Here is a 25,733-nt window from a genome sequence, read left to right as displayed (position 1 = left end):
AAAAAATGTGTTTATCTATACCATCAAAGATAACAAAAATTGATAGAGAGAACAATATCTGTACAGTTGATACTATGGGTGTTGAAAGAAGTGCAAGTTTAGATTTAATTGACCAAGAGATAAATATTGGTGATTATGTATTAATTCATATAGGTTTTGCAATGAATAAAATTGACGAAGAAGATGCTTTAGAATCTTTAAGTCTTTATGAACAAATAATTGAGAACATTGAAGAAGAAGAGAGGCAAGCACAAATAATAAGAGAAAATAAAAGCTGTTAAAAGAGATATAATGCAAGAGATACAATTAAAAGATTTATATGATGGTTTTAGAGATGCAAAAACTATAAAAGCTTATAAAAAAATAATAGATGAAGATGCTAAAAAACTTGACAGAACAATAAATATAATGGAAGTTTGTGGAGGTCATACACATACAATTATGAAATATGGAATTCCGCAACTTCTTCCTTCAAATATAAAATTTATACATGGGCCTGGATGTCCTGTATGTATTATGCCAAAAGAGAGAATTGACCATGCATATATTTTAAGTATGCAAAAAGATGTAATACTTGTAACTTTAGGGGATATGATAAAAGTTCCTGGTAGTAAAGGAAGTTTACAAGATGCAAGAAGTAAAGGTGCTGATGTTAGATTTGTATATTCACCTATGGATTGTATAAAAATAGCAGATGAAAATCCAAATAAAAAGATAATCTTTTTTGCAATTGGTTTTGAAACAACTACACCAATGACAGCAGCACTACTTAATACTGTAATAAAACAAAATATAAAAAATATACTCTTTCATATAAATCATGTAACAGTTCCTGAAGTTATGAGTGAATTAATAGATAGTAGAGATGAACATGTAGATAGTTATAATCATAATATTGATGCTTTTTTAGGGCCTTCACATGTAAGTGTTATTAGTGGAAGCAAAATATATGAAAAATTTCCAAAAGAGTACAATACTCCTGTTGTTGTTGCAGGGTTTGAACCAGTTGATGTTATGCAATCAATCTCTATGATAGTAAAACAGTTTATTGAAAATAGATGTGAACTTGAAATAGAGTATAAAAGATTGGTTTCATATGATGGAAATATAAAAGCACAAGAATTAATTAATAACTATTTTGAAAAAATATCACTTTTTAAATGGAGAGGTTTAGGAAATATTAAAGATTCTGGACTAAAACTAAAAAAAGATTATGAAGATTATGATGCAGAAATAATATATAAAGATATTTTACCAATAGAAGAGATTGAAGATCACAAGCTTTGTATTTGTAGTGATATTCTAAGAGGAATGGCCAGTCCAACAGACTGTACTATTTTTGGTACTGCATGTAAACCAAATAAACCTGTTGGTTCATGTATGGTGTCTAGTGAGGGTGCTTGTGCAGCATATTATAAATATGGAAATTTATTATAAAAATATAAAAAGATTTTAAATATAAAGAAAAGAGAAATATATGAAAACAGTAACATTAGCTCATGGAAATGGTGGAGCAGAAAATCAAGAACTTATCTCAAAAGTTTTTTATAAAGCATTTAAAAATGATATTTTAACAAAAAGCGAAGATGCAGCTGTTATTGAAGATGGAAATTTAGCTTTTACAACGGATTCTTTTACTGTAAGTCCTTTATTTTTTAGTGGTGCTAATATAGGAAAACTTTCTATTTGTGGAACTTGTAATGATTTAGCAATGATGGGAGCAAAGCCAAAGTACTTAACTTGTTCTGTGATTATAGAAGAGGGCTTTGATATAAAAAGTTTAGAAAAAATAGTAAACTCTATGAAAAAAGAGCTTGAAATAAATGAAGCAATTGTTGTAAGTGGAGATACAAAAGTAGTTCCAAAAGGAAGTGTAGATAAGATTTTTATAAATACAACAGGAATTGGTCAAATACAACAAAAAGGTATTAGTTCAAACTCAATTACACAAGATGATGTAATTATTGTAAGTAGAGATATAGGTTGTCATGGAGCTACTATTTTTGCTGCGAGAGAAGGTATGGATATGTCTAGTGATTTAAAAAGTGATTGTGCTTCACTTTTTATTCAAGTAAAAGCTTTAATTGAAGCTGGCATAAAAATTACAGCTTTAAGAGATGCAACAAGAGGTGGAGTTAGTGCTGTATTAAATGAGTGGGCTAATCAATCAGATGTATGTATTGAAGTTGATGAACAAAAAATCCCAGTTTCAAATGAAGTAAATGGTATTTGTGAATTACTTGGGTTTGAAGCTATGAGTTTAGCAAATGAGGGTACCTTCGTAATGGCTATAAATAAAGATGAAGCATCAAAAGCTATTGAGGTTTTAAAACAGTTTGAAAACTCAAAAAATGCTTCAATAATTGCTAATGTTACACAACAATATTCTAAAAAAGTAGTTCTTAACTCAGAATGGGGAACAAAAAGATTTTTAGAACTACCAACAGGTGAGTTATTACCAAGAATTTGCTAATGAGGGTTTTACTTATTGTATCTTCTTTTAACTCACTATCTCAAAAGGTATATGTAAGATTAAAAGAGAAAAATTATATAGTTAGTGTTGATTATGCTTTAAGTGATGAGCTTATGATAAAAGAGGTTCAAAGATTTAAACCTGATATTATTCTTTGTCCTTTTTTAAACAAATTTATTCCAAAGCAGATTTTTGAAAAAACTCCTACTTTTATTGTTCATCCAGGAGTTATTGGCGATAGAGGATCAAACTCGCTTGACTTAGCTATTTTAGAAGATAAAAAAACTTGGGGTGTAGTGATACTTAAAGCCAATGAAAATTTTGATGGTGGCGATATTTACTCTTATAAAAACTTTACAATGCTAATAAATAAAAGCAAAGCCTCAATATATAGAAATGAAGCAACAAACTGTGCAATAAAGGCAATTGATGAACTTTTTATAAATTTAGAAAATAAAGAGTTTACTCCAATAAAGCAGATATTAAATCCTTTACATAAAAAAATTACACAAAATGATAGAAAAATAAATTGGCAAGAAGATAGTAGTGATACAATTATCAAAAAAATAAATGCAAGTGATTCAAGTCCTGGAGTTAAAGATAATCTTTTAGGTAAAGAGTGTTATTTGTACTGTGCTTTCAAAGAAGAGAGTTTAAAAGCAAAACCAAAAGAGATAATTGCAAAAAGAGATGGTGCGATTTGCATTGGAACAATTGACAAGGCAATTTGGATTACTCATCTAAAAGAGAAAGATTATTTTAAACTTCCAGCAACTTATGTACTAAAAGATAAACTAAAAGGTGTAAAAGAGAATAGAATACCATTAGTTTTAGATACACATATTGATACTTTTTATGAATTAAGAGTGCAAAAAGATGATGAAATAGCATATTTGTATTTTAATTTTCACAATGGCGCTATGAGTACAAGCCAATGTATTAGATTAAAATATGCAATTGATTATTTAAAACAAGAGTGCAAAGTTCTTGTACTTATGGGTGCAGAAGATTTTTTTAGTAATGGAATACATTTAAATATATTAGAAGATAGTAAAAAGCAAGGCGAAGATGGTTGGAGTAATATAAATGCAATAAATGATGTAGTTAAATCAATCATATTTTCCTCTGAGATTATAACAGTTACAAGTTTTGAAAAAAATGCAGGTGCAGGGGGAGTGTTTTTAGGTTTAGCAAGTGATTTTATTGTAATCAATGATGAGGTTGTTTTAAATCCACATTATAAAACACTAGCTCTTACAGGAAGTGAGTACCATACTTACTCTTTACCAAAAAGAGTAGGAGAAAAAAAAGCTCAAGAAATAATAGACAAATGTTTGCCAATAGGAAGTAAAGAAGCACAAAAAATAGGTTTAGTAGATATTGTTTTTGAAGATAAAAGTTATAAAAAGGATTTAAAAAACTTTACAAAAAGTTTAACAAAAGATTTAGATTGGTTTTATGACTTTTGTGAAAAAAAAGAAGAGTATTTAGATAAAAATAGTGAATATATAAATAGTTGTAAAGAAAAAGAGTTAAAACTTATGTACAATCAGTTTTGGAATAAAGATTCAAATTTCCATATTTTAAGACAAAAGTTTGTATATAAAAAGAAAGTTTTAGAAACTCCAAAAAGATTAAAGGAAATATAAATGCATGAATATAGTATTGTTCAATCATTATTAGATCAGTGTGAAGAACACGCAAAAGCAAATAATGCTACAAAAGTTAAGAAAATCGTTATTAAAATTGGTATATTAAGTGGTGTTGAAGTAGATTTACTTGAAACTGCTTTTGAAACATTTAAGGAAAAAACAATTTGTGATGAAGCTTTGTTTGTAGTAAATAGGCAAAATATAGTAGTTGAGTGCAAAGATTGCAATGAAACATCCACCTTAGAAAAACATGAGTTTTTATGTCCTTTATGTAATAGTGGTAATTTAAATGTTATTGATGGAGAAGATATGTATTTAATGAGTTTAGAATTAGAGTAAGATTAAATTAGGATATTACTTTGTAATTGAACTATAGATATTATTAAGTTTATATAATAATTTCATTAGACTGTAAAAAAAGGGAGTCTATGAAAAAAATAATTCTTAAAAAGCTATTATTTAGAAATTATCTAAAAACTTCACTGATATCTATACTTTTTATTGGTAGTTTATTAATATGTGCTTATTTTTGGACAAATAAAAATATAATTGATAGTAGTAAAGAGTTTTTATTAAAAGATGCCAATGAAAATACAACTAAATTAATTAATAAAGAGATTTCAACTTTAAGAATAAAGCTACATGAAGTTACAAGCTTATTGAAAATATTAAAAGCTGAACATGAATTCTTTTTTGAAAATATTGATAAAATAAATTATATAGAAAAAGAAAAAATAGATATTAATTATAATAAAAATGGTGCATATTACAAACAGCAAGATAATGGTGGTTCTTCTGTTGTTTTTTTATCAAAAGAAAAGCTTACAAATAAAATGAAAGAAAAAATTTTTAAAACAGAAAATTTTGATAGAAGTTTTAAAACAATTATTGAAGAAAACCCCTTAATTATGGCTGTTTATTTTAATTCATATGATAATATGAATAGATACTATCCTTTTATCAAAGATGTTTATAAAGTTTTTTCTTCAGATATAAATTTAAAAGATTATAATTTTTATAATCAAGCTACATTAAAAGAAAATCCTATAAAAAGTATAGTGTGGACAAAACCATATTTTGACCCGGTTAAAAAAGAGTGGATTATAAGCTGTATTGTTCCAATTTATAATAATAATTTTTTAGAAGGTGTTACTGGAATTGATGTTTCTTTAGATAGTTTTACTAAAAACTTTTTTGATTTTAATTTACCTTATGAAACTCTGTCTATGATAATAGATAAATCAGGAACAATTTTAGCAATGAGTAAAGGTTTTGATAATATTTTAAATATTAAAGAATCAAAAATTAAAGATAAAAATAGACAAATAAATACAACTATTTTAAGACCTACTGAATTTAATATAACAAATCATAAAGTATTTAAAAAGTTATTTACAAAAGAATTTTATTTAAAAAATAGTGATAAAAAAATAGTGATAAAAAATAAAGAGTATATAGGCTTTGTAAATGAAATAAGAATTAATGATTGGAAAGTCATATCTTTACTTCCTGTGCAAAATCTATTAAGTTCTGTTGAAAACTTAGAAAAAAAACATCTAAAGATTGGCTATTTTCTAATCTCTTTTATTATAGTTTTTTATCTTTTATTTTTAATTTTTTTATATTATAAATCAAAACAGTTTGTAGAATCAATTAATATATCTTTGCGTGATATGGTTAGGTTTACACAAAAACTTGTAACAAATAAGCCTGTTGATAAAGTGCCTTTTAGTGGAATTTATGAAATTGACAAACTTGCGAAAAATTTCAATAACTTAAGTTTAGAACTAACGCAAAGAACCCAAAAATTAATTCAAACAGAAGCTTTAAAAATAGCAAATGAAAAACTAGCAAATACTGATGCTTTAACTGGGATTTATAATAGAAGATTTTTAGATGACTTTGCAAGAGAGTTTAATTGTAAACCAACTACGCTAAGTGTAGTTCTTTTTGATATTGATGATTTTAAACAAATAAATGATAACTTTGGACATGATATTGGTGATAAAGTTATTAAAAAATTAATAAATATTATTGATACTAGTGTAAGACAAAGTGACTGTATTATAAGACTTGGAGGAGATGAATTTTTACTTTTATTAAAAGATACAAAACAAAAAGATGCTTATATTGTTGTAGAAAAAATATTAAATAAAATAGAAGAAAATAATAAAAAAGAGAATAATAATATAGTTTTTAATGTAAGTTTTGGAGTATGTGAGTATTCAAGTCATCATAAAAGTGTAAATGAACTTATAGTTGAAGCAGATAAAATAATGTATAAAAATAAGAAATCAACGAAATAGATTATTTACATTTACTAACTATTAACATTAAAATTATATAATTTCAGTATTGAATAAATTATAGGAATGCAATAAATGTTATTAATGAAATTACAAACAAAAGAGAAATTTTGCTTTTTGCAACTTGCTCATTATCTTGCTAGAATTGATAGTGATTATGGAGAGATTGAACAAGAAATCATAGAAGAGTATTGTGCAGAAATGGGAATTGAAAACGAAGATTTGTTTGATGTTGCGGAGTTTTCATTAAAAGACACTTTAAGACATTTTAAAAGCAAAAAAAGCAAAAAAATAGTTATGCTTGAATTAATGATATTAATTCATGCGGATGATTCTTTTGATTTAAAAGAGAAAGAGCTAATTGAAACAATAAATGAGAGTTTTGGTTTCTCAACAAAAGATATAAGTTATTTTTCTCAATGGGGTAAAGCAGTTGCTTCATTGTACGAACAAGGTAAGCTTATATTGCAAGAGGATTAAACCTCTTGTTGGATTTAATATTTTAAAGCATTAATTGTTTTACCTACAAATGTAATTACAGGAGTTAACTCTCTTAATTGCAAGAAAAACTCTTCATTTTTATTATAAACATCTTCTAATGTTAAAATAATACATTGTTGTTCTAATGTTGTACCTTTACTTAAGTATGCAATAGGAGTAGTTTTAGGAAAACCTTTTTTTAGTAAACTTTGAACAATCTCTTTTGCTTTGTAAGCACCCATCATTATTATTAGGTTTTCTCTTTCATGATATGAGGTAATAATTTCATTGAAAATAGTCAAATCATGACCTGTTATGGTTCTATATGAATCAGAAAAACTTCTATCAATTGAGGGAATCATAAAACTTTCAGGAACACTAGTAGTTGAAGAAACACCTGATATAACAATTGGTGTTATACCAATTTTTTTTAAAGCTTTTACTTCTTCATATCCTCTACCAAAAACAAAAGGAGTTCCTCCTTTTAATCTTACTACAATCTCTTTTTCTTTTGCATATTTTACAAGTAAATTATTTATCTCTTCTTGGTTTTTGAGATGTTTACCTTTTCTTTTCCCAACATTTATTTTAATAGAATCTTTTTTACAAAAAATTGTAAATTCAGGATTTACTAAAGCATCATATAAAATCACATCAGCTTTTTTTAAAATATTAATAGCTTTTAATGTAAAAAGTTCAATATCTCCAGGACCTGCGCCAACTAAATAAACCAAAAAAAATCCTTATTAAATTAAATTATGATAAAAATTAGGTAAAATTATATTGTTAAATAACTTAATATTATATTTTGGAATAAAATGCGTAAATATAGTTATTTAATAATATATTCTTCATCAATTTAAGTGTAAAATATTAAAACTGAATAATATTTGATTAAAAATTTGAATAAAGTAAATAGATATAGAATAATTTAATTACTAGGAAGTTTGTGATAAAATGCAAAGCATGGAAATTATCAAAGCACTCGATTCAAAAATCGAAAAACTAATTCATGATTATGAAAGAATAAGAATAGAAAATGATGCATTAAGACAAGAACTTAATCAATTAAAAAATACAAATGATGAATTAGTAAGAAACAATCAAGATATGCTTTTACGAATCGATAGTGCAATAACATTGACAAAAGGTAAGAATAGTGACGCAGAAATTGACTTTTCATATTAATAATATGGCTTATACAATAAATGTAGATGAATCTTTAAAATCAGAACTAACAAGGTATTTGCAAACAGATAAGAATCTTGAAACAAGAGAACTTTTAGCTGCTTATATCAGAGTTTCTCAAGAACATTCTAAATTTAAACAAGAAATAGATCAAATATCAAATAAAATTCCTTCTTTTTAAGATGAAAAGAGCTTTTTCTTTACTTGAATTAATCTTTGTAATAACAACACTTGCATTGCTAATCTCTTTTTTTACATATAAATATGAATATGTTTTATCATTTGTTAATTCAAAAGATCAAAAGTTTCAAATAGCTCAAATTAGAAGTGCTATAAAAGAAAAAACTGCTATTAAAAGTTTAAATAATTTTGAAAAACTAGATAGTTTAGATGACTGTGCTATAAATAAAGAAAATAGTAAGTTGTTTACAAAAGTATTAGATGAGGGAATACTCTCTTCAAAAGATTCTTGGATGAAAATAGATGAAAACATCTATGCTTTAAAGTTAAAAGGTGAAAAAATAAAATTTCAATATATAAACACAGAGTTTAAATGTTTAAATAACAGTAAAATATGTAAAGAATTAGAATGAATTATTATGAATTAGCAATATTAAAATCACCCCTTACACCTTTAACTTACCAAAGTGAAAATGAGATAAAAATTGGTAAAAAAGTATTAGTTAAATTAGCAAGAATGAAAAAGCTTTGTGAAGCGGTAGTTTTAAAAAAAGTTGAAAAACCAACATTTAAGTGTGTAGATATTCAAGAATTGACAAATGAGTATTATGATTTAAAAATGCTTGAAACTGCAAAATTTATTTCAACTTATTATGTGTGTAGTATAGGTGAGGCTTTGAGTTCATATAGTGCTTTTGATGAAGATTTAGAAAAAGATTTTGAAGAAAAAAGCTTTGATAGTGATATAAAATTATCAAAAAAACAAGAAGAAGCATTTACATTTTTAAAAGAGAAAAAACAAGCTTTACTTTTTGCAAATACAGGAAGTGGTAAAACAGAAGTTTATATAAAAACTATTGAAAAACACTTAAATGAGCAAAAACAAGCAGTTTTATTAATGCCTGAAATATCTTTAACTCCACAAATGCAAAAAAGACTTGAAAAGGTTTTTCATACAAGTGTTGCAATATGGCATTCAAAGGTTACAAAAAAAAAGAAAAAAGAGATAATTCAAGCTTTATTAAGTGGAGAAATTAGGCTAATAGCAGGAGCTAGATCATCTCTTTTTTTACCCTTTAAAAACTTAGGTGTGATTGTAGTTGATGAAGAGCATGATGAGTCTTATAAAAGTGATTCTAAACCAAGATTTCAAACAAAAGATTTAGCAATATATTTATCAAAAAAGTATGATATTCAACTTATTTTAGGAAGTGCAACGCCCTCAGCTTCTTCTTTTAATAAAATTCCTTATTATAGATTAAAAGAGACTTTTTTTGAAACAAAAAGAGCAATAGAGTTTGATGATAGTGATGCAAATTTATCCCCTAAAACCATACAAAAAATAAATAAAACTCTACAAGAGAATAAACAAGTTATAGTTTTCTTACCAACAAGAGCAAATTTTAAATATCAAATTTGTACAAGTTGTGGTAAATCTGTTGAGTGTCCATACTGTTCTGTTTCTATGAGTTTACACAAAAATGATTTAGCATTAAAATGTCACTATTGTGGATATGCTCAACAAATTCCACAAACTTGTCCCTCATGCAATATAGGAATAATCCATAATCTAAGAGTTGGAACTGCACAGATTGAAGAAGAATTAAATAATCTTTTCCCAAATAAAGTTATAAAAAGATTTGATAGAGATGAAATAAAGACAGATACAAAATTAAAAGCTGTTTTAAATGATTTTAATAACAATAAAATTGATATTCTAGTTGGAACACAAATGCTTTCAAAAGGACATGATTATCATAATGTAAAACTAGCTGTGGTTTTAGGAATTGATTCTGTTTTAAATATGAATTCATATAAAGCAAGAGAAAAAGCACTATCTTTACTTATTCAAATAGCAGGAAGAAGTGGGAGAAAAGGTGAGGGTGAAGTTATTATTCAAACAAAAAATCAAGAGTTTTTTGAATATTTTTTTACTCAAGCAGATTATAAAGAGTTTTTAGAAGAAGAGTTAGAGTTTAGAGAAGATTTGTATCCTCCATATGTAAAAATGGCAAGGATTTTATTTGCTCATATAAATGGCTTAAAAGTGAAAGATGAACTTGATAAGTATGTTAATATTTTAAAACAAAACAACTCTATTGAAGTTGTTGGTTTTGGTCAGTGTGCAATTTTTAAATTAGCTAACAAATATAGATATGAAGTGATAATTCGTTCTAAAAGTATAAAAGCAATTTTAACAGCGCTACATAGTATAAATTCAGCTATGGCAACAATAGATATGGATACAAACTACTAATACTTTTAAAGTTATCTTAGTAAACTTTATAGTATAATCCACAAAATTTAAGGAGAATAAATGGCTTACACTAAAGATGATTTTAAACAACTAGTAACGGATATTCAATCTCAAAGTTGGTACAAAAACCCTATTGGTTTTGGTATTGCAAGAGTTGATAGAGGTCAATTAAATAAAGAAAAAATACTACAAGCGACTTTTCCTATTGTAAATTGGGAAGAAAACTTTGGAAGTGCAGCAATTTTATTAAATGCTTTAAAAGAAAGTGGAGTAGAAATTGACACTTCAAAATCAGAGTTAGTTTGTGAAATAAATGATAAATTTTTAGAAAAATGTATAGAGTCTTTTAGACCATACATTCCAGAAGCAAAAGGTGATGAACATAAAAATGTACAAGTTATATCTACACTTGCTTCTTTACCAATTGATAGTGGATTAACATCAGAAAATTTTAAAGTTGTATTTTTATTTGAAGATGAAGCACCACAAAGTGCAGAAACTGTTTATTTAAAACTATATGCTTTATCTTTAGGAAAAGCAAAATTAAGAAGTTTAAATCTTGATGGTGCTTTTGGAAAACTTGAAAACTGCGCATGGATTGGAAATCAACCAGTTGAATTAGATTGGTTAAGACAAAATGAAATAACACTTAAATTATCAGGTAAATATCCTACAATTGATATGATAGATAAATTCCCAAGATTTTTAGGGCATGTAATTCCTGCTGATAATACTAGAATACTAGAGACTTCAAAGGTGAGATTTGGTGCACAATTAGCAGCAGGAACAACAGTTATGCCAGGTGCTTCTTATATTAATTTTAATGCTGGAACTGAGGGTGCTGTTATGGTTGAGGGTAGAATATCTTCAAGTGCAAAAGTAGGTGCTGGTTCAGATGTTGGAGGAGGAGCTTCAATTCTTGGTGTTCTTTCTGGAACAGATGGAGTTCCTGTGACAATAGGAGAAAATACTTTACTTGGAGCAAACTCTTGTACAGGTACAGCAATTGGTGATGGTTGTATTTTAGATGCAGGTGTTACAATTTTACCTGGAACAAAAATTACACTTTCAGAAAAAGCTGTTGAACAATTAAAAGAGATAAATCCAAATAAAGAGATTAAGACAGTTATGAAAGGAATGGATTTCCAAGGTGTAAATGGAGTACATTTTAGAGTTAACTCTACTACTGGACAAACAGTTGCTATGAGAAGTACAAGAGAAGTAAAACTAAATAAAGACTTACACTAAATTGAAGAAGAGCTTTAGCTCTTCTTCAAATTATCTAAAAACAAACAATAAACTTCATTTTAATCATCGATTTCAAGATTTAATAGCATAAATAGCCTTTTTTTATTGGCTTGTTATTTTTTTTTGATATAGTTTTAGCTTTAAATAATACAAAAGGAGAAGTCAATATGGCTATAGAAAACAATCAAGTAGTGTCAATCACTTATGAATTAAAAATTAATGGGGAAGTAGTTGATAGTAACATTGACAAAGATCCTTTAGAGTTTACTTTTGGTACTGGACAATTAATTCCAGGTTTAGAGTCAAGAATGGCACAAATGAATGAGGGTGACAAAGAAGAGATTGCTGTTCCAGCAGCTGAAGCTTATGGTGAGTATAATGAAGAAGCAAAACAGACTTTACCAAAAGAGCAGTTTGAAGGAATTGAATTAAGCGTTGGAATGCCTTTACAAGGTCAAGGACAAGATGGACAACCAATTCAAGTTGTAGTTGAAGAAATCAAAGAAAATGAAGTAGTAGTTGATTTTAATCACCCATTAGCTGGAAAAGATTTAAACTTTTCAATTACAGTTAACTCAATTGTATAATTTAATGAAGTAAGTTTACTTACTTCATTTGATTTTTATAAAAACTTTAACAATTTTAGGCTACATTATACACATGGAAAACAAATATAATATTGGTGGACAAATCTGGGTTCAAAAAGATGGTGGAAATTTTATGGGACCTGGTAGAATAAATCTATTAGAAAAGCTTATTGATAATAGCAATCTAAAAGTTGCTGCAAAAGAAGCAAATATTGATTATGATATTGCCTTAAAAAATATTATCTCAATTAATAAAATTGCAAATAAACCTTTGGCTATTGAAGATAAAGAAGATAAAAATATCTATACAATAACAAACTATGGTAAAAAAATCATACAAACTTATAAAACTTTGAAAAAAGAGCATGATGAGTTTTTAAAAGTAATAAATGAAAAATTCACAAAAGAGTTATTAGATTCTAAATAAATCTTTTGGATTTACATGAAATGAATTTTTTGTTGCTTGAAAATTCAATGTATCACTTACTCTTCCAATTACATAACCTTTTTTAATCCATTTACCAACCTTTAGTGTTGGAGCTATTTCATCAAGGTGTGAGTATATTGTATGTAGTCCATTGCTATGTTGTACTATTACAACATTTTCAAGCATACCTGCATTTTTCTTTGCATAAACAATTTTTCCATTAAATATTGCGAAAACTTTTGCTTTTGGTCTATTTGTTTTTAATATAACTGATTCATTAAATAGTTTTATTTTATATACAGGGTCATAATATTTTCCAAACTTTTTTATAACTTTAAAGCTTTTTAATGGTGAAATAGTTTTTTTACCTCTATATCTTGATATTTTAACACCTCTTGTTGAAGAACCAAGTATTCTAACATCCAAATCAATATCTTGTGCATATCTTTTTTGAACTTCATTTTTAGTATTACTTTGACTTTTTCTTTGTTGCTCTCTTTTCTTTTTTAATGCAAGTAGTCTTGCTCTTTCTCTTCTTGCTTTCTCTTTTTCAAGCTCTTTTGATTTTAAAATATTTAGTTGACTTAATAAAGATGATAACTCTTGCTGTTTTTTTATTACGCTTTTTAACTCTTTTTGATATATCTCATGCTTATTCTCAAGTGATTTTATAGAGTTGGAGTGTTCATTTATAAGTTTATTTAATTCTACTTTTTTCTTAGTTCTTTCTTCTATATACTCTTTAATAGTATTGATTTTTTTTTCGTTCTCTTTTTTATTTAATGTTATTGTTTCATAGTTATTATTTAGTTTTAAAATCTGATCTTTTGAGTGCTGTGAAAGCAAAGTATAAATCTCTTTGTCTATTAACTCTTTTTCTGAACTCTCTTTTGCTAATTTTATTGCAATAGATGAAGTAAAGTTTTCAATAATTGTATCAACAATTTGTTCTTCATTTGTTTTTTTCTTTTCTATTAGATTTTTTGATTTTTCTTGAAGTTTATTTAAGTTTTCTCTTGAAGTATCAAGTAGGTTTTGATGTTTTTTTATATCATTATTAACATTAATTATTTGTTTTTCAAGATTTGTAAGTTCTTGATTTTGTGATTCAATTTGTTTTGCTAAAAGCTTTATTTTTAGAGTTGTTCTCATCTTTCTTGATTTACTTTTATCAAGTATTGATTTATTTGTTTCGATCTTTTTTTCAATACTTTTACTTGAAGCATTTAAGAAATTAAAAATTAAAGCAATAGCTAATATTAATTTAATCATTTTTAATCTTATATTTTATTAATACACCAAATATTGTTAAAATAGAAATACCAAGAGATAGAAAGAATAATTTAATTAATTCACTACTTAAAGATATTTCAACATCAACTATTTCACTTAACTCTTGAGGAAAAATTAAAATTAAATTATTTACTAAAAATGTAAATAGTCCTGCAACTAAGAAAAAAGCAATAAATGCACTTAAAATAGCATATTTTATTATTGTAGAAGAGCTATATAAAATAGAAGCTCCATGTAGCTGTAATATGGCAATTTTTTCTTGATGTTCATAAAACCAAATTTGTATCTGTTTTGCTAGTATTAAAATTGAAAAGATTAAAATAACAACAAAAAGAACTAAACTTATTTCATTTATAAGCAGTAGTAGTAAAAAGACTTGATTATGGTTTTTTGAAAAGATTTCAACCTTTCTTATATTTTTATTCTTATAAAGTTCATCTTTTATATTATTTAATTCAGTTGTTGTGGGAAACTCTTCTAAATGAATTTTATAAAAATTTGGCAATTTTTGTCTTAATAGTTTTATTGATGTATCAGATAAATTTGATTTTATATCATTTATAATCTCTTCTTTTTTTAATGTAACAATTCTATTTACATTTATATTTGAAAGCTTATTTATATTCTCTTTTATTAAAGGTGTATTTGTTATTACAACTATTGAGTAATCATTTGATATTTTTTTCTTATATTGATTTACTGTATTTTGTGCAAATAAATATAAGGTAAATGTTATTAGCATCGCACTAAGTGGTATAACAAATGCAAGAATATTTTTAAGAAACTTCATATATTATCCCATCTTCAATTGATAATTGTCTAAATCTAATTCCAAAATTTTTAGGAACTCTATGGGTTACAACTACAACTGTTATTCCTAATTGCTCATTTGCACCTTTTAATAAGTTCCATACAACTTCAGCAGAATAGTCATCTAAGTTTCCTGTTGGCTCATCTGCAATAATTAACTTTGGATTATGTGCTAATGCTCTTGCTACTGCTACTCTTTGTTGTTCTCCCCCACTTAATTCATTTGGATAATATCCTGCTCTATGACCAAGCTTAACGTGATGTAAAAGTTTTGTTGCTTGATCTCTTGATATTTCATTTGAATATCCATTTATTTTAAGGGGAATCATTATGTTTTCTTCAATTGTCCACTCATGTATAAGTTTATAATCTTGAAAAATTATTCCAATATCTCTTCTTACTTTTCTTAGCATTTTTGCAGAAATATTGTACATCTCTTGTCCATCAATATTTAAACTACCATGTTTTAAGCCAATATCTCCATAAAATGATTTCAAAAGTGTAGATTTTCCACTACCACTTGTTCCACCAATAAAAATAAACTCTTTACTATTAATTGCAAAGTTTCCTTTTTTTATAATAAATTTATTTTCATCATATGCTAAGTAGATATTTTTTGCTTTTATCATTATTTTAAAATCTCTTTTAATCTTTCATGGGCTTTAATATTTGAACTTGTAGGAAGAGGAGTTCCTTGATAATATGAAGCCTTATTATTTTCTACATATATATATTTACTAAGTGGTCTATTAAAACTTCCAAAGGTAACTTCAATTAATCCTGAGTTTACTTCATCTAATAAAAACAAATCTTCTATATGAATAAAAAAGTTTTCATCAAGCATAGGTTTATTTGAAATAATATCTTTAAACTTTTCAAGATTTATTTTTCCAAAAGAGAAGTCATATTTTAAATCAATATCTTCATCTTCTCTTTGGCATTGTAAAACAACATCATAGATATTTTTACCTTGCTTTTTCCATCTATCTTCATATTTACTCGAAACTTCTAAATCTTTATTTATATCAATTGTGATTTTTCCGCTATTTAAATTAGTTAAAAGCTCAACACAATAATCAAAATATTTTCTACTATCTGTTCTTAGTTCAAGTGTTCCTTTTGGCATCAATACTCTTAATGCTTCATCTATAAACTCATTTGAATAGATTCTTCTATGGGGTTTTTTATCCCATGGCACTGGAAAATGTACAAATATTTTGCCAACTTTATTTGAATCTATAAACTCCATAAAAAGTCTTGCGTCATAATTTACTACTAAAACATTATCTATTTCTTGAATTTTTAACTGTTTTAAAAGTTGTTCAATTGATGGTGTGTGAATTTCTAATCCAATAAATTGAATATTTGGATTTTTCTTTGCTTGATAAAGTAAGTGTCTTCCACTTCCAAAACCAATTTCTATTTGAATTTCTTTATTAGTTTTAAAATCATCAACAAAATATTGAATATCTTTTAAATACTCTTTTTTAGGCTCTACTTTTTGATTAAAACTATTTGTATTTGAAAAAATAATATTTGCACCAATCTCTTCTACATATGCATTTAATGCATCTTTTACTAAAGTAACAGGAGTAACTCTTGTTACTTTATCTGCTTTTAGCATTTTATTGTCATTTTTGTCTTTTAAAGTTAGTAGAAACTCTTTATTTTCATAACTTACACCAATTTTATACTCTACTCTTCTATCTTCTTTAGTAAAGTTATATGATTTTGCACAAAACTTAAAATCAACACCATTTTTTTCAAATGGTGTTTTTATATTTTTTTCATTATTAAAAACTATATGGGGCATTGATTATTTTAACTCTCTTAATTTAGGTAATATTAGTTGTGTTGTATCTGTTTTTTCAGATGCAATTCCAAACTCATCAACAGACTGAATTGAATAACTATACTCAACACCTCTTACTATATCTTTATCTTCATATCTTAATGCTTTTATTCCAGATATTTTAATAGTCTTTTTATTGAACATACCATCTTTTACTGTTTTATATACATTAAAGCTAACTGTTCTTTTATCAGCACTTTGCCAATTTAAAATCGCTTTTTCACCTTGAATTTGTGCTAATGTCATAATTGGTTTATTTACTTTATTTAAAGTAGAACCCATAACTGCATTGACATTTAAACTACTTTCTAAACCATCTTTGTCAGTTGCAGTGATTTTGTAAAAAAAGATTTTTCCATCTTCATTGATAAAATCTTCATAATCTAATGTTTTACTATTAACACTTTTTAAGTAAGAAAATCCACTTGTTGCACTTGAACTTCTATAAATATTGTATCTTACCACATCAGAAGACTCAGATGCGTTCCAATTTAATACTATTTTTCTTGGTCTATTTGTTGAAGCTTTTAATGTATAAACTCCAGCTGGTAAAGCTTTTGTTTGTGCTTTTACTATTTGACTTGGTTTTGTTGGAATATCATCAAAAGTATATGCAGTTACTCTATAATTGTAAACTACACTATCTTTTAAATCTTCATCAATATATTCAGCTTGAAGTCTTCCTTTTACATCATCTAGCTCTTTCCATTTTGGAGTTTGAGGAGAGCTTCTTTCAACTTTATAGTATGCAATTCTTTCATTTCCATGAGGTCTCCAAACAATTTTAATTTGTCTTGGAAGATTTGAAATAGCTTGAATAAAGCTAATTCCCTCTGGTAAGTCTAATGTTGAAACTATATAATCTTTTGTTGTTTTTGATTCAACATCATTTTTTGTTGCACTAGAGATTTTATAAACATATTTTGTATTTGGTTCAACATTTGTATCTAAATAGTGAGTTACATATTTATTTTCAATAGTATCAATAAGTTTTAGTTTAGTTCCATCTTTTTGTAAATTTGCTCTATAAAAATTATAACCTGTAACTCTTGTATCATCAACTTTTTTCCACTCAAATGCAATCGCATTAATATCACTTATTGATCTAATTGAATTAGAATCAACTACTTCAAGTGTTTCATCGATTTTTGGTTTTTTAGCTGACATTAAGTCACCTTTGTAACTACAACCACTAACTAAAAGAATCAAAGCAAGTGATGATGTGATTTTCATCAAGTTTTTCATCAATATTCTCCATTTTAAAATTATTCTGTAAAAATTGTTCTATATCATCGGGTAAATCTGCCTTAAAGCTCATTTTTTCGTTTGTTATTGGATGATAAAGATATAAACTATAAGCATGCAGATAAAATCTATTTATTTTATTTAATTCGCCCTTAAATCCATATAAATTATCCCCTAGAATATGCCTACTTATCGAACTTATATGAACTCTTATTTGATGAGTTCTTCCTGTGAAAAGTTTAGCAGCAATTAATTCATATTTTTCATTTTTACTTAAAGCAATTTTTGCAAATGCAGATTTAGCAAATTTTCCATCTTCAACAATTGCCATTTTTAATCTATTGTTGGGGTTTCTTGCAATTGGTTTTTCAATAATCACATTCTCTTTTAATGGTAAATCTATAATTGCTAAATAATATCTACCCATTGATTTATCTTCTAATTGTTTTGCTAATTTAGCATGTGCTTCATTTGATTTTGCAACAACCATAACACCGCTTGTACCTTTATCTAGTCTATGTACAATTCCATGTCTTTGCTCTCCACTTATTGTTGAAAGAGATATCTCTTTTAATTTTAACCAATCAACTAAAGTGGCATCTTTTACACTTGGTGCATCATGCACTGTTAAGTTATAAGGCTTATTTAAAACTAGTATATGCTCATCTTCATATATAACTTTTATCTCTTTACCTTTTAAAGACTCAATTATAAAATCTTTATCTTTGATTTTAGAAATTTCTGCTTTTGGAAAATTTACACTAACTTTTTGATTCTCTTTTAACTTCAATCCTGTTTTTTTTGATTCTTTTTCATCAACTTTAACAAAGCCCTTTTTTATAAGCTGTTCTATTTGATTTCTTGATGCATCTATATGCATTGAAAGAAACTTATCGAGTCTATTTGGGCTGTAAACAATAAAATTTTTATCCATATTTTGCTACTCTTTCATTATGCGTTTATTTGATAAGAGAATTGTATCTCATTTTGATTATTTATTAATAATTTTTATTTTACCATTAATACTATTATCATACCATTTGATAAATGAAACCAATGAAGCATTGGCCAATAAACAATTGGTCTATTTTTCTTTATCTTTACTTTTTTTTATTGGTGTATTTTTACTTCCAATTAGAAAACATATAAGATTAATGCCATTATTTTATTGGATAGGTATTGCACTTTTGCTTTCAGTTGAGTTTTGGGGTGAAAGTAGGCTTGGAGCTAAAAGATGGCTTAGTCTTCCATTTTTAGAATATACAATTCAACCCTCAGAAGTTATAAAACCTGTATTTATTCTAATGATTGGTTATTTGGTTCACAATAGACCTCCACCAAATGATGGTTATGGAATTAAAGATTTTATTTATTTTTCTTTTTATATTTTATTACCTTTTGTTTTAATTGCAAAAGAGCCAGATTTAGGAACAGCTCTTATTTTACTTTTAGTTGGATATGGTATTTTATTTGTAATAGGAGTAAATTGGAGAATTTGGGCAACTATATTAATTCTTGTTGCAATTAGTGCACCTTTTGCGTACACATATTTAATCAAAGATTATCAAAAGAAAAGAATAATAGATTTTATCTCTGAAAAACCAAGTTACCATGTACAACAATCCATAATAGCAATAGGCTCAGGAGGTTTAAACGGTAAAGATAGTGATGAAGCAACACAAACACAATTGAAGTTTTTACCCATAGCCACAAGTGATTTTATTTTTGCTTTTTTTGTTGAAAGATATGGTTTTTTAGGTTCAGTTTTATTAATAGTTATTTATACTTTATTGATATATCATTTACTTTTAATGAACTCCTACTTTAAAGATGATTTTATAATTAGAGCCTTTTCATCAGGAGTTGGTTTATTGATATTTTTTAATATGAGTGTTAATATACTGATGGTTATAGGTTTTGCACCTGTTGTTGGTCTTCCCTTACCACTTTTTTCATATGGGGGAAGTTCTTTTATAAATTTTATAGTACTAATTGCAATATTAGAAAATTTACTTGCATTTAGATTTATGGATATGTATGATTTTGAAAGAAAATTATAATAAAAGGTATATTATTTTTCATAGTAAAGTAACTATTTAATTCTAGTTACTTTTAATATAATCTATAATGAACATATATTCTTATTTTTGTAACCTCTTTAGGTCTTGGATAATCTTTATATGCAATTTTTATTGTATCTATACTATTTTCATCTAAGACTGTGTAACTAGAAGAGTTTATAACTTTCAAGCCTTTTATATCGCCATTTGGATACAAAAAGAATTCAACTACATTCACCCCTTGTTGTTTTGTCCTTATTGCAATTCTTGGATAACCTTTAGAACTTAAATATTTTTGTGTAATTCTTCCAATATCTTTTAAGTTATTTTGTAAAAATGCTTTTTGAACTTTTGTAAACTTATCATACTCATCACCATAAAGTTTAATATAACTTTTTGTTACATCATCAAGTAACTCTTTGTCTAATACAGGATTTTCAAGTAAAAAGTTTTCAAGTGAGCTTTTATCTACAGTTTTTCTTCTTTCTTGAGGTTTAATCTCTTTTTGTACTTTTTTAAACTCTTTTTGTTTTTTAACAATTTTTTTGGACTCTTTTACAACTTCTTTTTTTGTTTTTACAACTTTTTCTCTTCTTTTTTGAGGCTTTATCTCTTTTTTTACTTCTTTGAATTTCTTTGGAATTTCTTTTTTGAAACTCTTTTTTTCTTCTGTGATTTTTGGTTCACTTTTTTTTATTGGTTTTGGTTTTTTAAGCTGAACATATGTAATAGAGCTTTTTTTCTTTTTACTCTCTATTTTTTTCTCATGGAAATCTTCTTGCTTTTTTTCAACCTTGTAATTGAATAAAAAAAGTATATGTATAATAATTGAAAAAATAAGTGCTAGTATAAACGTTTTCATAACGGGATTATAGTATAATGAAGCTTTTAAATTTAACAAAGATAGGATATTTAATGTTTGATAAATCAATAACAGCATATGAAGAAGCGAAAAAAGTAATTCCTGGTGGAGTTGATTCACCAGTTAGAGCATTTAAAAGTGTAGGTGGAACGCCTCCATTTATTGATAGAGGTGAGGGTGCTTATCTTATTGATGTAGATGGTAATAAATATTTAGATTTTGTTCAAAGCTGGGGTCCTTTGATTTTTGGACATTGTGATAAAGATATTGAAGAAGCGGTAATAAAAACTGTTAAAAAAGGTTTAAGTTTTGGTGCTCCAACTGTATTGGAAACTGAACTTGCAAGTGAAATCGTTGAAATGTATGACAATATAGATAAAGTTAGATTTGTAAACTCTGGAACAGAAGCTGTGATGAGTGCTATTAGATTAGCAAGAGGTGTTACAGGAAAAAATGGAATTTTAAAATTTGAGGGATGTTATCATGGACACTCTGATTCATTATTAGTTCAAGCAGGTTCTGGTATGGCTACTTTTGGTACTCCAAGCTCACCTGGTGTTCCAGCAGATTTAACAAAACATACATTACTTTGTGAATATAACAATATTGATGAGTTGAAAAAATGTTTTGAAACAAGTGATGATATTGCTTGTATTATTATTGAACCAATTGCAGGAAATATGGGTTTTATTCCAGCTGATGAAGAGTTTTTAGCACAATGTAGAAAACTTTGTGATGATAATGGTGCACTTTTAATCTTTGATGAAGTTATGAGTGGTTTTAGAGCTAGTTTAACAGGAGCTCATGGTGTAGTTAATACAAAATCAGATATTATAACTTTTGGTAAAGTAATTGGTGCTGGTATGCCAGTTGGTGCTTTTGCTGCAAGTAGTGAAATTATGGCTCATTTAAGTCCTGATGGAGCAGTTTATCAAGCTGGTACTTTAAGTGGAAATCCAGTTGCTATGGCAGCAGGATTAGTAAGTCTTAGAAAAATTAAAGCTAAAAAAGATTTATATGAAAATTTAAACCAAAAAGTAACAAAACTATTAGCAGGATTTAAAAAAGCAGCAGAAGATAATAATATTGCATTTCAAGTTGATTCAAGAGGTTCTATGTTTGGATTCTTTTTTTGTGAAAAACCACCAAGAAACTTTAAAGAAGTTGGTACTTGTAACTTTGATAGATTTGCTAAATTTCATCAAGAGATGCTAAAAAGAGGCTTCTATTTTGCTTGTTCTCAATATGAAGCAGCATTTATGTGTGAAGCAATTAGTGATGAGGATATTGACAATTGTATTAAAGCTGCACAAGAAGTGATGGCTAAATTATAAGATAGGAAATATATGGAAAATAATAATCAACAACCAAAACACCAATCTAAGTTAAGAGCTTTAGATAATTTATCTTTAGGACTCTCTTTAGTTGCAGCAGTTGCAATTGGATTTGGTGTAGGGTATGGCTTGAAACATCTATTTGGATATGACTGGCTATTGTGGCTAGGACTTTTTTGGGGTGTTGCAGCAGCTGTATTAAATATAGTAAAAGCATATAAAAGAGCTCAAAAAGAGTATGAGGGATTAGAAAACGATCCAAGATATGCCCATAGAGCAAAATATGGGGATAAAAAATTTGATGATGAAGATGATTAAAAATTTTGCAAAGGTCTTTTTACTTGTAGACCTTTGCATTATAATTTACTCTTTATCTTTTGAAAATTTTTATTGGCTACTTAACTCACAAGTTGCTTTTTTTGCTTCTATAATTATTACTGTTTCTTCTTTTTTATCATATAAAAGAAATATACAAAATAGATTGAAAAATTTTGATAGTAAAATGGAAACTAAGATAGAAGATAGGGATAAAGTAGATGAAATTGATGATCCTTTTGATTTATATTCACAGGATATAGAACCTATAAAAGAAGAAGAATTAACACCAGAAAAAATCAAAGAGATTATAAAAGAAGAAAAGACTAAAGTAAAAAGAAACTCTTTTAAAAATACACTATTTTCAGCAGGTGGCTTTGTCTCTATTTATAGATTATTAGGATATGGTATATTGATATTTGGATTTTTTGCACTAAATAACAATAATCTTTTTTTACCAATACCTTTTTTAATTGGTCTAGGAATAGTTCCTATTGCTGTATTATTAACAAAACTAGTTATAAAATCAGAGGTAAGTCAATAGCAATTTTTGACTTATCTTTTGTAAGAATAAAGTAAGATGAACTATCTTCATACTTAAAATTACTATAATCTGCTAAATTTTTACTAGATACTTCTATTGATATAAGTGAGTATTTTTTCTTTTCAATTTTAATATACTCTCCAATTTTTAGCATTATTGTTGTTGTAATTGTAGATGAAGAGTTAAAGCACTCTAAAGATGAGTTTAATATCTTTATAAACTCTTTTGCATTTAATTTAAAATCAGGAATAGAAGGGTCGTAATTTTTGATAAATTTTATATCTGATTTAGATTTCATTGCTGAAATAGATAAATCAACTAAAGTAAATACATTTACCATATCACTATTTTTAGTATTAAGTTTTGACTCTTTTTTTACCATAGTACTTTTGTATAGTTTTATATTGATAGCTTCTTCGTTTTCATATGAAACAGTAACTGCATAAAAAATATAGTTTTTCATATGTAAATCAATATAAGTAGTTTCTGCACCGAAGCTTTTAGGTGCATACTCAACAGCTAAATCAAATATCTCTTTTTGAGATATTCGACTAAGTAAAAACTGTGCTTCTTGATTTGAGTAAAGTATCTTTCCCGTAGAAGAAAATGATATTATAGGATTTAAGTCTAGCTCTACCCACTTTTCAAAGAAGTTATTACTCATATATTAGCTTTCTACGTAATTCTTAAGATTTTTCCCAACTTTAGGGTGTTTTAATTTTTTAATTGCACTTGATTCTATTTGTCTTACTCTTTCTCTAGTAACACTTAATTCTTTTCCAATCTCTTCAAGTGTTCTATCACTAGCATCTTCCATAAGACCAAATCTCATTCTTACAACTGCTTGTTCTCTTTCATTTAATTGAGCAAGAATTTGGTCAATTTGACCTTGTAAATCCTCTTTCATGATATTATCAACAGGAGTTGGAGCTTTTTCATCAGGTACAAAGTCCCCAAATTTACCATCATCATCACTACCTATTGGTGCTTCAAGTGAAACTGGCTCTTTAGTGATTTTGATTACTTGTTTAACTTTATCAACAGGAAGTCCTACTTCTTTTGCAATCTCTTCTACATCTGGCTCTTTACCATTTTCTTGAATACCTTTTCTAATGATTTTATTGATTCTATTAATAGTCTCAATCATATGAATTGGAATTCTAATAGTTCTTGCTTGATCTGCAATTGCTCTACTAATTGCTTGTCTAATCCACCATGTAGCATAAGTAGAGAATTTATAACCTTTTTTATACTCAAACTTATCAACTGCTTTCATAAGACCTATGTTTCCTTCTTGAATTAAATCAAGGAAAGGTAAACCTCTATTTGTATATCTTTTTGCAATAGATACTACAAGTCTAAGGTTTGATTTTGCCATTCTTGTCTTAGCTTGATCAGTTATTTGTTTACCTCTTTTAATTTGTTCTAGAACATCTTTTAACTCTTCTGGTTCTAAATCAAATCCATCTTTACTAGCTTCTGCTGTTTGGAAAAGTTTTTTAATCTCCATATAAGTGCTTACCATAGTAGCTTCTGGAACCATAGAAGTAATTTGAACTTTAGTTAAATTCAAGATATTGTCCAAAATCTTTTGGTGGTTTTTCTTTAGCATATCATTAAAAAGTGGTAATCTATACTCTAATCTTTTTAACTCATGCTCAAAACCAGTGTCAGATTTTAGTGCAGTTTCCATAGCTCTTACGATTTCACTAATAAGTTTTGAAGTTGGACCTAAATCAAGTAAAGCCTCTTTTAATATTTTTTTCTTAAAAGCAATAGCTAAATTGTGTTGCATTTGATCAATTTCATCATCAGATTTAGCTGATTCTTTTGTCAAAAATTTTAACCAATCTTTTTTTGCTTTTTCTAAAACTTTAAAAGCTGCAATAATTGTTTCTGCTCTTTTATCAAGTTTTTTCTGTTTTTTACCTTTTTTCTCTTCTTCCTCTTCTGGTTCAGAGTCTTCTTCAATGTCATCATCTTTATCGTCTGAATCTTCATCATCAAAGTTTCTAAAAAGTTCTTTAACTTTTCTCTCTCTATTTACTAAAGGTTCTTTATACTCAAGAATAAAGTCAATTAAATATGGAACATAACAAATGGCATCAAGAATTACATCTTCACCCATTTCTATTTTTTTAGAAATTTCGATTTCTTCTTCTTTTGTTAAAAGAGGAATTTGTCCCATTTCTCTAAGATACATTCTAACAGGTGAATCTGATCTACTCCATTCTAAAAGTTCTTTATTCTTTAGTAAGTCATATACATCTTCTTCGTTTTCTCTTAGTTTGTTTCTATGTTCTGCTTTTCTTTTTGCTTCTTCGGCATTCATTCTTTTAGCTTGTTCTTGCGAACTAATTAGTTGTACATTATATAACTGAACTAAAGCTAGAAGTTTTTTAACATTTGCTGCTGAAGGTGCTTTTGGAAAGATTTTAATGATTTTTTCATAAGTTAAGATAGAATCTTTGTACTCTTTAACAATTTGTTCTATTGATTTATTTAAATCTTTTGCACTCATATAATAAAGTTCCTTATTTAAGATAGTCATATATTATACCGAAATTAGTTAAAAAAATAATTAAATTTATCTATTTAATCTATTATTTTTAAATAATTA

General features: G+C 26.8%; 28 protein-coding genes. 18 read left to right on the top strand and 10 right to left on the bottom strand.

Annotated elements, in window-relative coordinates:
* Positions 1-5: 5 nt before the first annotated feature.
* The 7 genes from ACTCCZ_RS04680 to ACTCCZ_RS04650 all read left to right on the top strand — a co-directional run bounded on the left by ACTCCZ_RS04680 (position 6) and on the right by ACTCCZ_RS04650 (position 6,911).
* Entirely contained in the window at positions 6-281 is a 276-nt protein-coding gene (locus ACTCCZ_RS04680; RefSeq protein ID WP_079577220.1) for a HypC/HybG/HupF family hydrogenase formation chaperone, read from the top strand.
* A gap of 10 nt (positions 282-291) precedes the next feature.
* Entirely contained in the window at positions 292-1,437 is a 1,146-nt protein-coding gene (gene hypD / locus ACTCCZ_RS04675) for a hydrogenase formation protein HypD (RefSeq protein ID WP_079577221.1), read from the top strand.
* A gap of 40 nt (positions 1,438-1,477) precedes the next feature.
* Entirely contained in the window at positions 1,478-2,473 is a 996-nt protein-coding gene (hypE, locus tag ACTCCZ_RS04670; protein WP_079577222.1) for a hydrogenase expression/formation protein HypE, read from the top strand.
* A complete protein-coding gene (locus ACTCCZ_RS04665) occupies positions 2,473-4,122 on the top strand; it encodes a hydrogenase maturation protein (RefSeq protein ID WP_079577223.1) in 1,650 nt (549 codons plus the stop codon). Before hypE ends, ACTCCZ_RS04665 begins: the two co-directional genes overlap by 1 nt.
* Positions 4,123-4,464, top strand: coding sequence for a hydrogenase/urease nickel incorporation protein HypA (hypA, locus tag ACTCCZ_RS04660; RefSeq protein WP_079577224.1), 342 nt, complete (start codon positions 4,123-4,125; stop codon positions 4,462-4,464).
* Between the two features lie 89 nt (positions 4,465-4,553).
* Positions 4,554-6,431, top strand: coding sequence for a sensor domain-containing diguanylate cyclase (locus tag ACTCCZ_RS04655; protein ID WP_079577225.1), 1,878 nt, complete (start codon positions 4,554-4,556; stop codon positions 6,429-6,431).
* Between the two features lie 75 nt (positions 6,432-6,506).
* The gene (locus ACTCCZ_RS04650) at positions 6,507-6,911 is read left to right on the top strand and encodes a hypothetical protein (protein ID WP_079577226.1); all 405 of its coding nucleotides are present in this window, start codon (positions 6,507-6,509) and stop codon (positions 6,909-6,911) included.
* Between the two features lie 14 nt (positions 6,912-6,925).
* On the opposite strand, the gene cobA is transcribed toward ACTCCZ_RS04650, so the two are convergent.
* Positions 6,926-7,645, bottom strand: a complete 720-nt coding sequence (gene cobA / locus ACTCCZ_RS04645) for a uroporphyrinogen-III C-methyltransferase (RefSeq protein WP_079577227.1) — start codon at positions 7,643-7,645, stop codon at positions 6,926-6,928.
* 223 nt (positions 7,646-7,868) lie between these two features.
* On the opposite strand from cobA, the gene zapB reads away from it, so the two are divergent.
* The 7 genes from zapB (at position 7,869) to ACTCCZ_RS04610 (ending at position 12,798) form a co-directional block, all read left to right on the top strand.
* Positions 7,869-8,099: a cell division protein ZapB gene (zapB, locus tag ACTCCZ_RS04640; RefSeq protein ID WP_228145276.1), complete on the top strand. Its 231-nt coding sequence runs from the start codon at positions 7,869-7,871 to the stop codon at positions 8,097-8,099.
* On the top strand, positions 8,071-8,280 hold the full coding sequence (locus ACTCCZ_RS04635) for a hypothetical protein (RefSeq protein WP_228145277.1): 210 nt from the start codon (positions 8,071-8,073) through the stop codon (positions 8,278-8,280). The genes zapB and ACTCCZ_RS04635 overlap by 29 nt, the downstream gene beginning before the upstream one ends.
* 1 nt (position 8,281) lies before the next feature.
* The gene (locus tag ACTCCZ_RS04630) at positions 8,282-8,692 is read left to right on the top strand and encodes a type II secretion system protein (RefSeq protein ID WP_079577230.1); all 411 of its coding nucleotides are present in this window, start codon (positions 8,282-8,284) and stop codon (positions 8,690-8,692) included.
* Positions 8,689-10,536, top strand: coding sequence for a primosomal protein N' (locus tag ACTCCZ_RS04625; RefSeq protein WP_079577231.1), 1,848 nt, complete (start codon positions 8,689-8,691; stop codon positions 10,534-10,536). Before ACTCCZ_RS04630 ends, ACTCCZ_RS04625 begins: the two co-directional genes overlap by 4 nt.
* 60 nt (positions 10,537-10,596) lie before the next feature.
* The gene (locus ACTCCZ_RS04620; RefSeq protein WP_079577232.1) at positions 10,597-11,784 is read left to right on the top strand and encodes a tetrahydrodipicolinate N-succinyltransferase N-terminal domain-containing protein; all 1,188 of its coding nucleotides are present in this window, start codon (positions 10,597-10,599) and stop codon (positions 11,782-11,784) included.
* A 167-nt stretch (positions 11,785-11,951) separates the two neighbouring features.
* Positions 11,952-12,371: an FKBP-type peptidyl-prolyl cis-trans isomerase gene (locus tag ACTCCZ_RS04615; protein ID WP_079577233.1), complete on the top strand. Its 420-nt coding sequence runs from the start codon at positions 11,952-11,954 to the stop codon at positions 12,369-12,371.
* A 73-nt stretch (positions 12,372-12,444) separates the two neighbouring features.
* Positions 12,445-12,798: a winged helix-turn-helix domain-containing protein gene (locus tag ACTCCZ_RS04610; RefSeq protein WP_079577234.1), complete on the top strand. Its 354-nt coding sequence runs from the start codon at positions 12,445-12,447 to the stop codon at positions 12,796-12,798.
* Here the strand turns inward: ACTCCZ_RS04610 and ACTCCZ_RS04605 are convergent.
* Genes ACTCCZ_RS04605 through ACTCCZ_RS04580 form a run of 6 tightly spaced genes read right to left on the bottom strand, consistent with a single transcriptional unit; the run spans position 12,784 to position 18,932 of the window.
* Positions 12,784-14,070 carry a murein hydrolase activator EnvC family protein gene (locus ACTCCZ_RS04605; RefSeq protein WP_079577235.1) on the bottom strand — a complete coding sequence of 429 codons (1,287 nt, stop codon included), beginning with the start codon at positions 14,068-14,070 and terminating at the stop codon, positions 12,784-12,786. The genes ACTCCZ_RS04610 and ACTCCZ_RS04605 overlap by 15 nt on opposite strands.
* Positions 14,063-14,881, bottom strand: coding sequence for a cell division FtsX domain-containing protein (locus ACTCCZ_RS04600; RefSeq protein ID WP_079577236.1), 819 nt, complete (start codon positions 14,879-14,881; stop codon positions 14,063-14,065). Before ACTCCZ_RS04600 ends, ACTCCZ_RS04605 begins: the two co-directional genes overlap by 8 nt.
* A complete protein-coding gene (locus tag ACTCCZ_RS04595; protein ID WP_079577237.1) occupies positions 14,868-15,530 on the bottom strand; it encodes a cell division ATP-binding protein FtsE in 663 nt (220 codons plus the stop codon). The genes ACTCCZ_RS04600 and ACTCCZ_RS04595 overlap by 14 nt, the downstream gene beginning before the upstream one ends.
* On the bottom strand, positions 15,530-16,714 hold the full coding sequence (gene trmB, locus ACTCCZ_RS04590; RefSeq protein WP_079577238.1) for a tRNA (guanosine(46)-N7)-methyltransferase TrmB: 1,185 nt from the start codon (positions 16,712-16,714) through the stop codon (positions 15,530-15,532). Before trmB ends, ACTCCZ_RS04595 begins: the two co-directional genes overlap by 1 nt.
* Before the next feature lie 3 nt (positions 16,715-16,717).
* On the bottom strand, positions 16,718-17,998 hold the full coding sequence (locus ACTCCZ_RS04585; RefSeq protein ID WP_079577239.1) for a fibronectin type III domain-containing protein: 1,281 nt from the start codon (positions 17,996-17,998) through the stop codon (positions 16,718-16,720).
* Complete coding sequence (locus ACTCCZ_RS04580) at positions 17,946-18,932, bottom strand: RluA family pseudouridine synthase (RefSeq protein ID WP_079577240.1); 987 nt, start codon at positions 18,930-18,932, stop codon at positions 17,946-17,948. The genes ACTCCZ_RS04585 and ACTCCZ_RS04580 overlap by 53 nt, the downstream gene beginning before the upstream one ends.
* Before the next feature lie 19 nt (positions 18,933-18,951).
* Here ACTCCZ_RS04580 and ACTCCZ_RS04575 point away from each other — a divergent pair, with 19 nt between their 5' ends.
* Positions 18,952-20,058 carry an FtsW/RodA/SpoVE family cell cycle protein gene (locus tag ACTCCZ_RS04575; RefSeq protein ID WP_079577241.1) on the top strand — a complete coding sequence of 369 codons (1,107 nt, stop codon included), beginning with the start codon at positions 18,952-18,954 and terminating at the stop codon, positions 20,056-20,058.
* Positions 20,059-20,110: 52 nt separating this feature from the next.
* Here the strand turns inward: ACTCCZ_RS04575 and ACTCCZ_RS04570 are convergent, their stop codons facing one another.
* Positions 20,111-20,920 carry an energy transducer TonB gene (locus tag ACTCCZ_RS04570; RefSeq protein WP_159445709.1) on the bottom strand — a complete coding sequence of 270 codons (810 nt, stop codon included), beginning with the start codon at positions 20,918-20,920 and terminating at the stop codon, positions 20,111-20,113.
* 53 nt (positions 20,921-20,973) lie between these two features.
* On the opposite strand from ACTCCZ_RS04570, the gene hemL reads away from it, so the two are divergent.
* Genes hemL through ACTCCZ_RS04555 form a run of 3 tightly spaced genes read left to right on the top strand, consistent with a single transcriptional unit; the run spans position 20,974 to position 23,113 of the window.
* The gene (hemL, locus tag ACTCCZ_RS04565; protein WP_079577243.1) at positions 20,974-22,254 is read left to right on the top strand and encodes a glutamate-1-semialdehyde 2,1-aminomutase; all 1,281 of its coding nucleotides are present in this window, start codon (positions 20,974-20,976) and stop codon (positions 22,252-22,254) included.
* 12 nt (positions 22,255-22,266) lie between these two features.
* On the top strand, positions 22,267-22,572 hold the full coding sequence (locus ACTCCZ_RS04560; protein ID WP_079577244.1) for an AtpZ/AtpI family protein: 306 nt from the start codon (positions 22,267-22,269) through the stop codon (positions 22,570-22,572).
* On the top strand, positions 22,556-23,113 hold the full coding sequence (locus tag ACTCCZ_RS04555; protein WP_079577290.1) for a hypothetical protein: 558 nt from the start codon (positions 22,556-22,558) through the stop codon (positions 23,111-23,113). The genes ACTCCZ_RS04560 and ACTCCZ_RS04555 overlap by 17 nt, the downstream gene beginning before the upstream one ends.
* Here ACTCCZ_RS04555 and ACTCCZ_RS04550 read toward each other — a convergent pair.
* Entirely contained in the window at positions 23,088-23,777 is a 690-nt protein-coding gene (locus ACTCCZ_RS04550; protein WP_079577245.1) for a hypothetical protein, read from the bottom strand. The two genes, ACTCCZ_RS04555 and ACTCCZ_RS04550, sit on opposite strands and share 26 nt — an antisense overlap.
* 3 nt (positions 23,778-23,780) lie before the next feature.
* Positions 23,781-25,634: an RNA polymerase sigma factor RpoD gene (rpoD, locus tag ACTCCZ_RS04545; protein WP_079577246.1), complete on the bottom strand. Its 1,854-nt coding sequence runs from the start codon at positions 25,632-25,634 to the stop codon at positions 23,781-23,783.
* Between the last annotated feature and the right edge of the window lie 99 nt (positions 25,635-25,733).

This window comes from Malaciobacter sp., assembly GCF_055140965.1.
The sequence above is the reverse complement of the archived record's forward strand: the minus strand, read 5'-3'. Positions and strand labels throughout refer to the sequence as shown.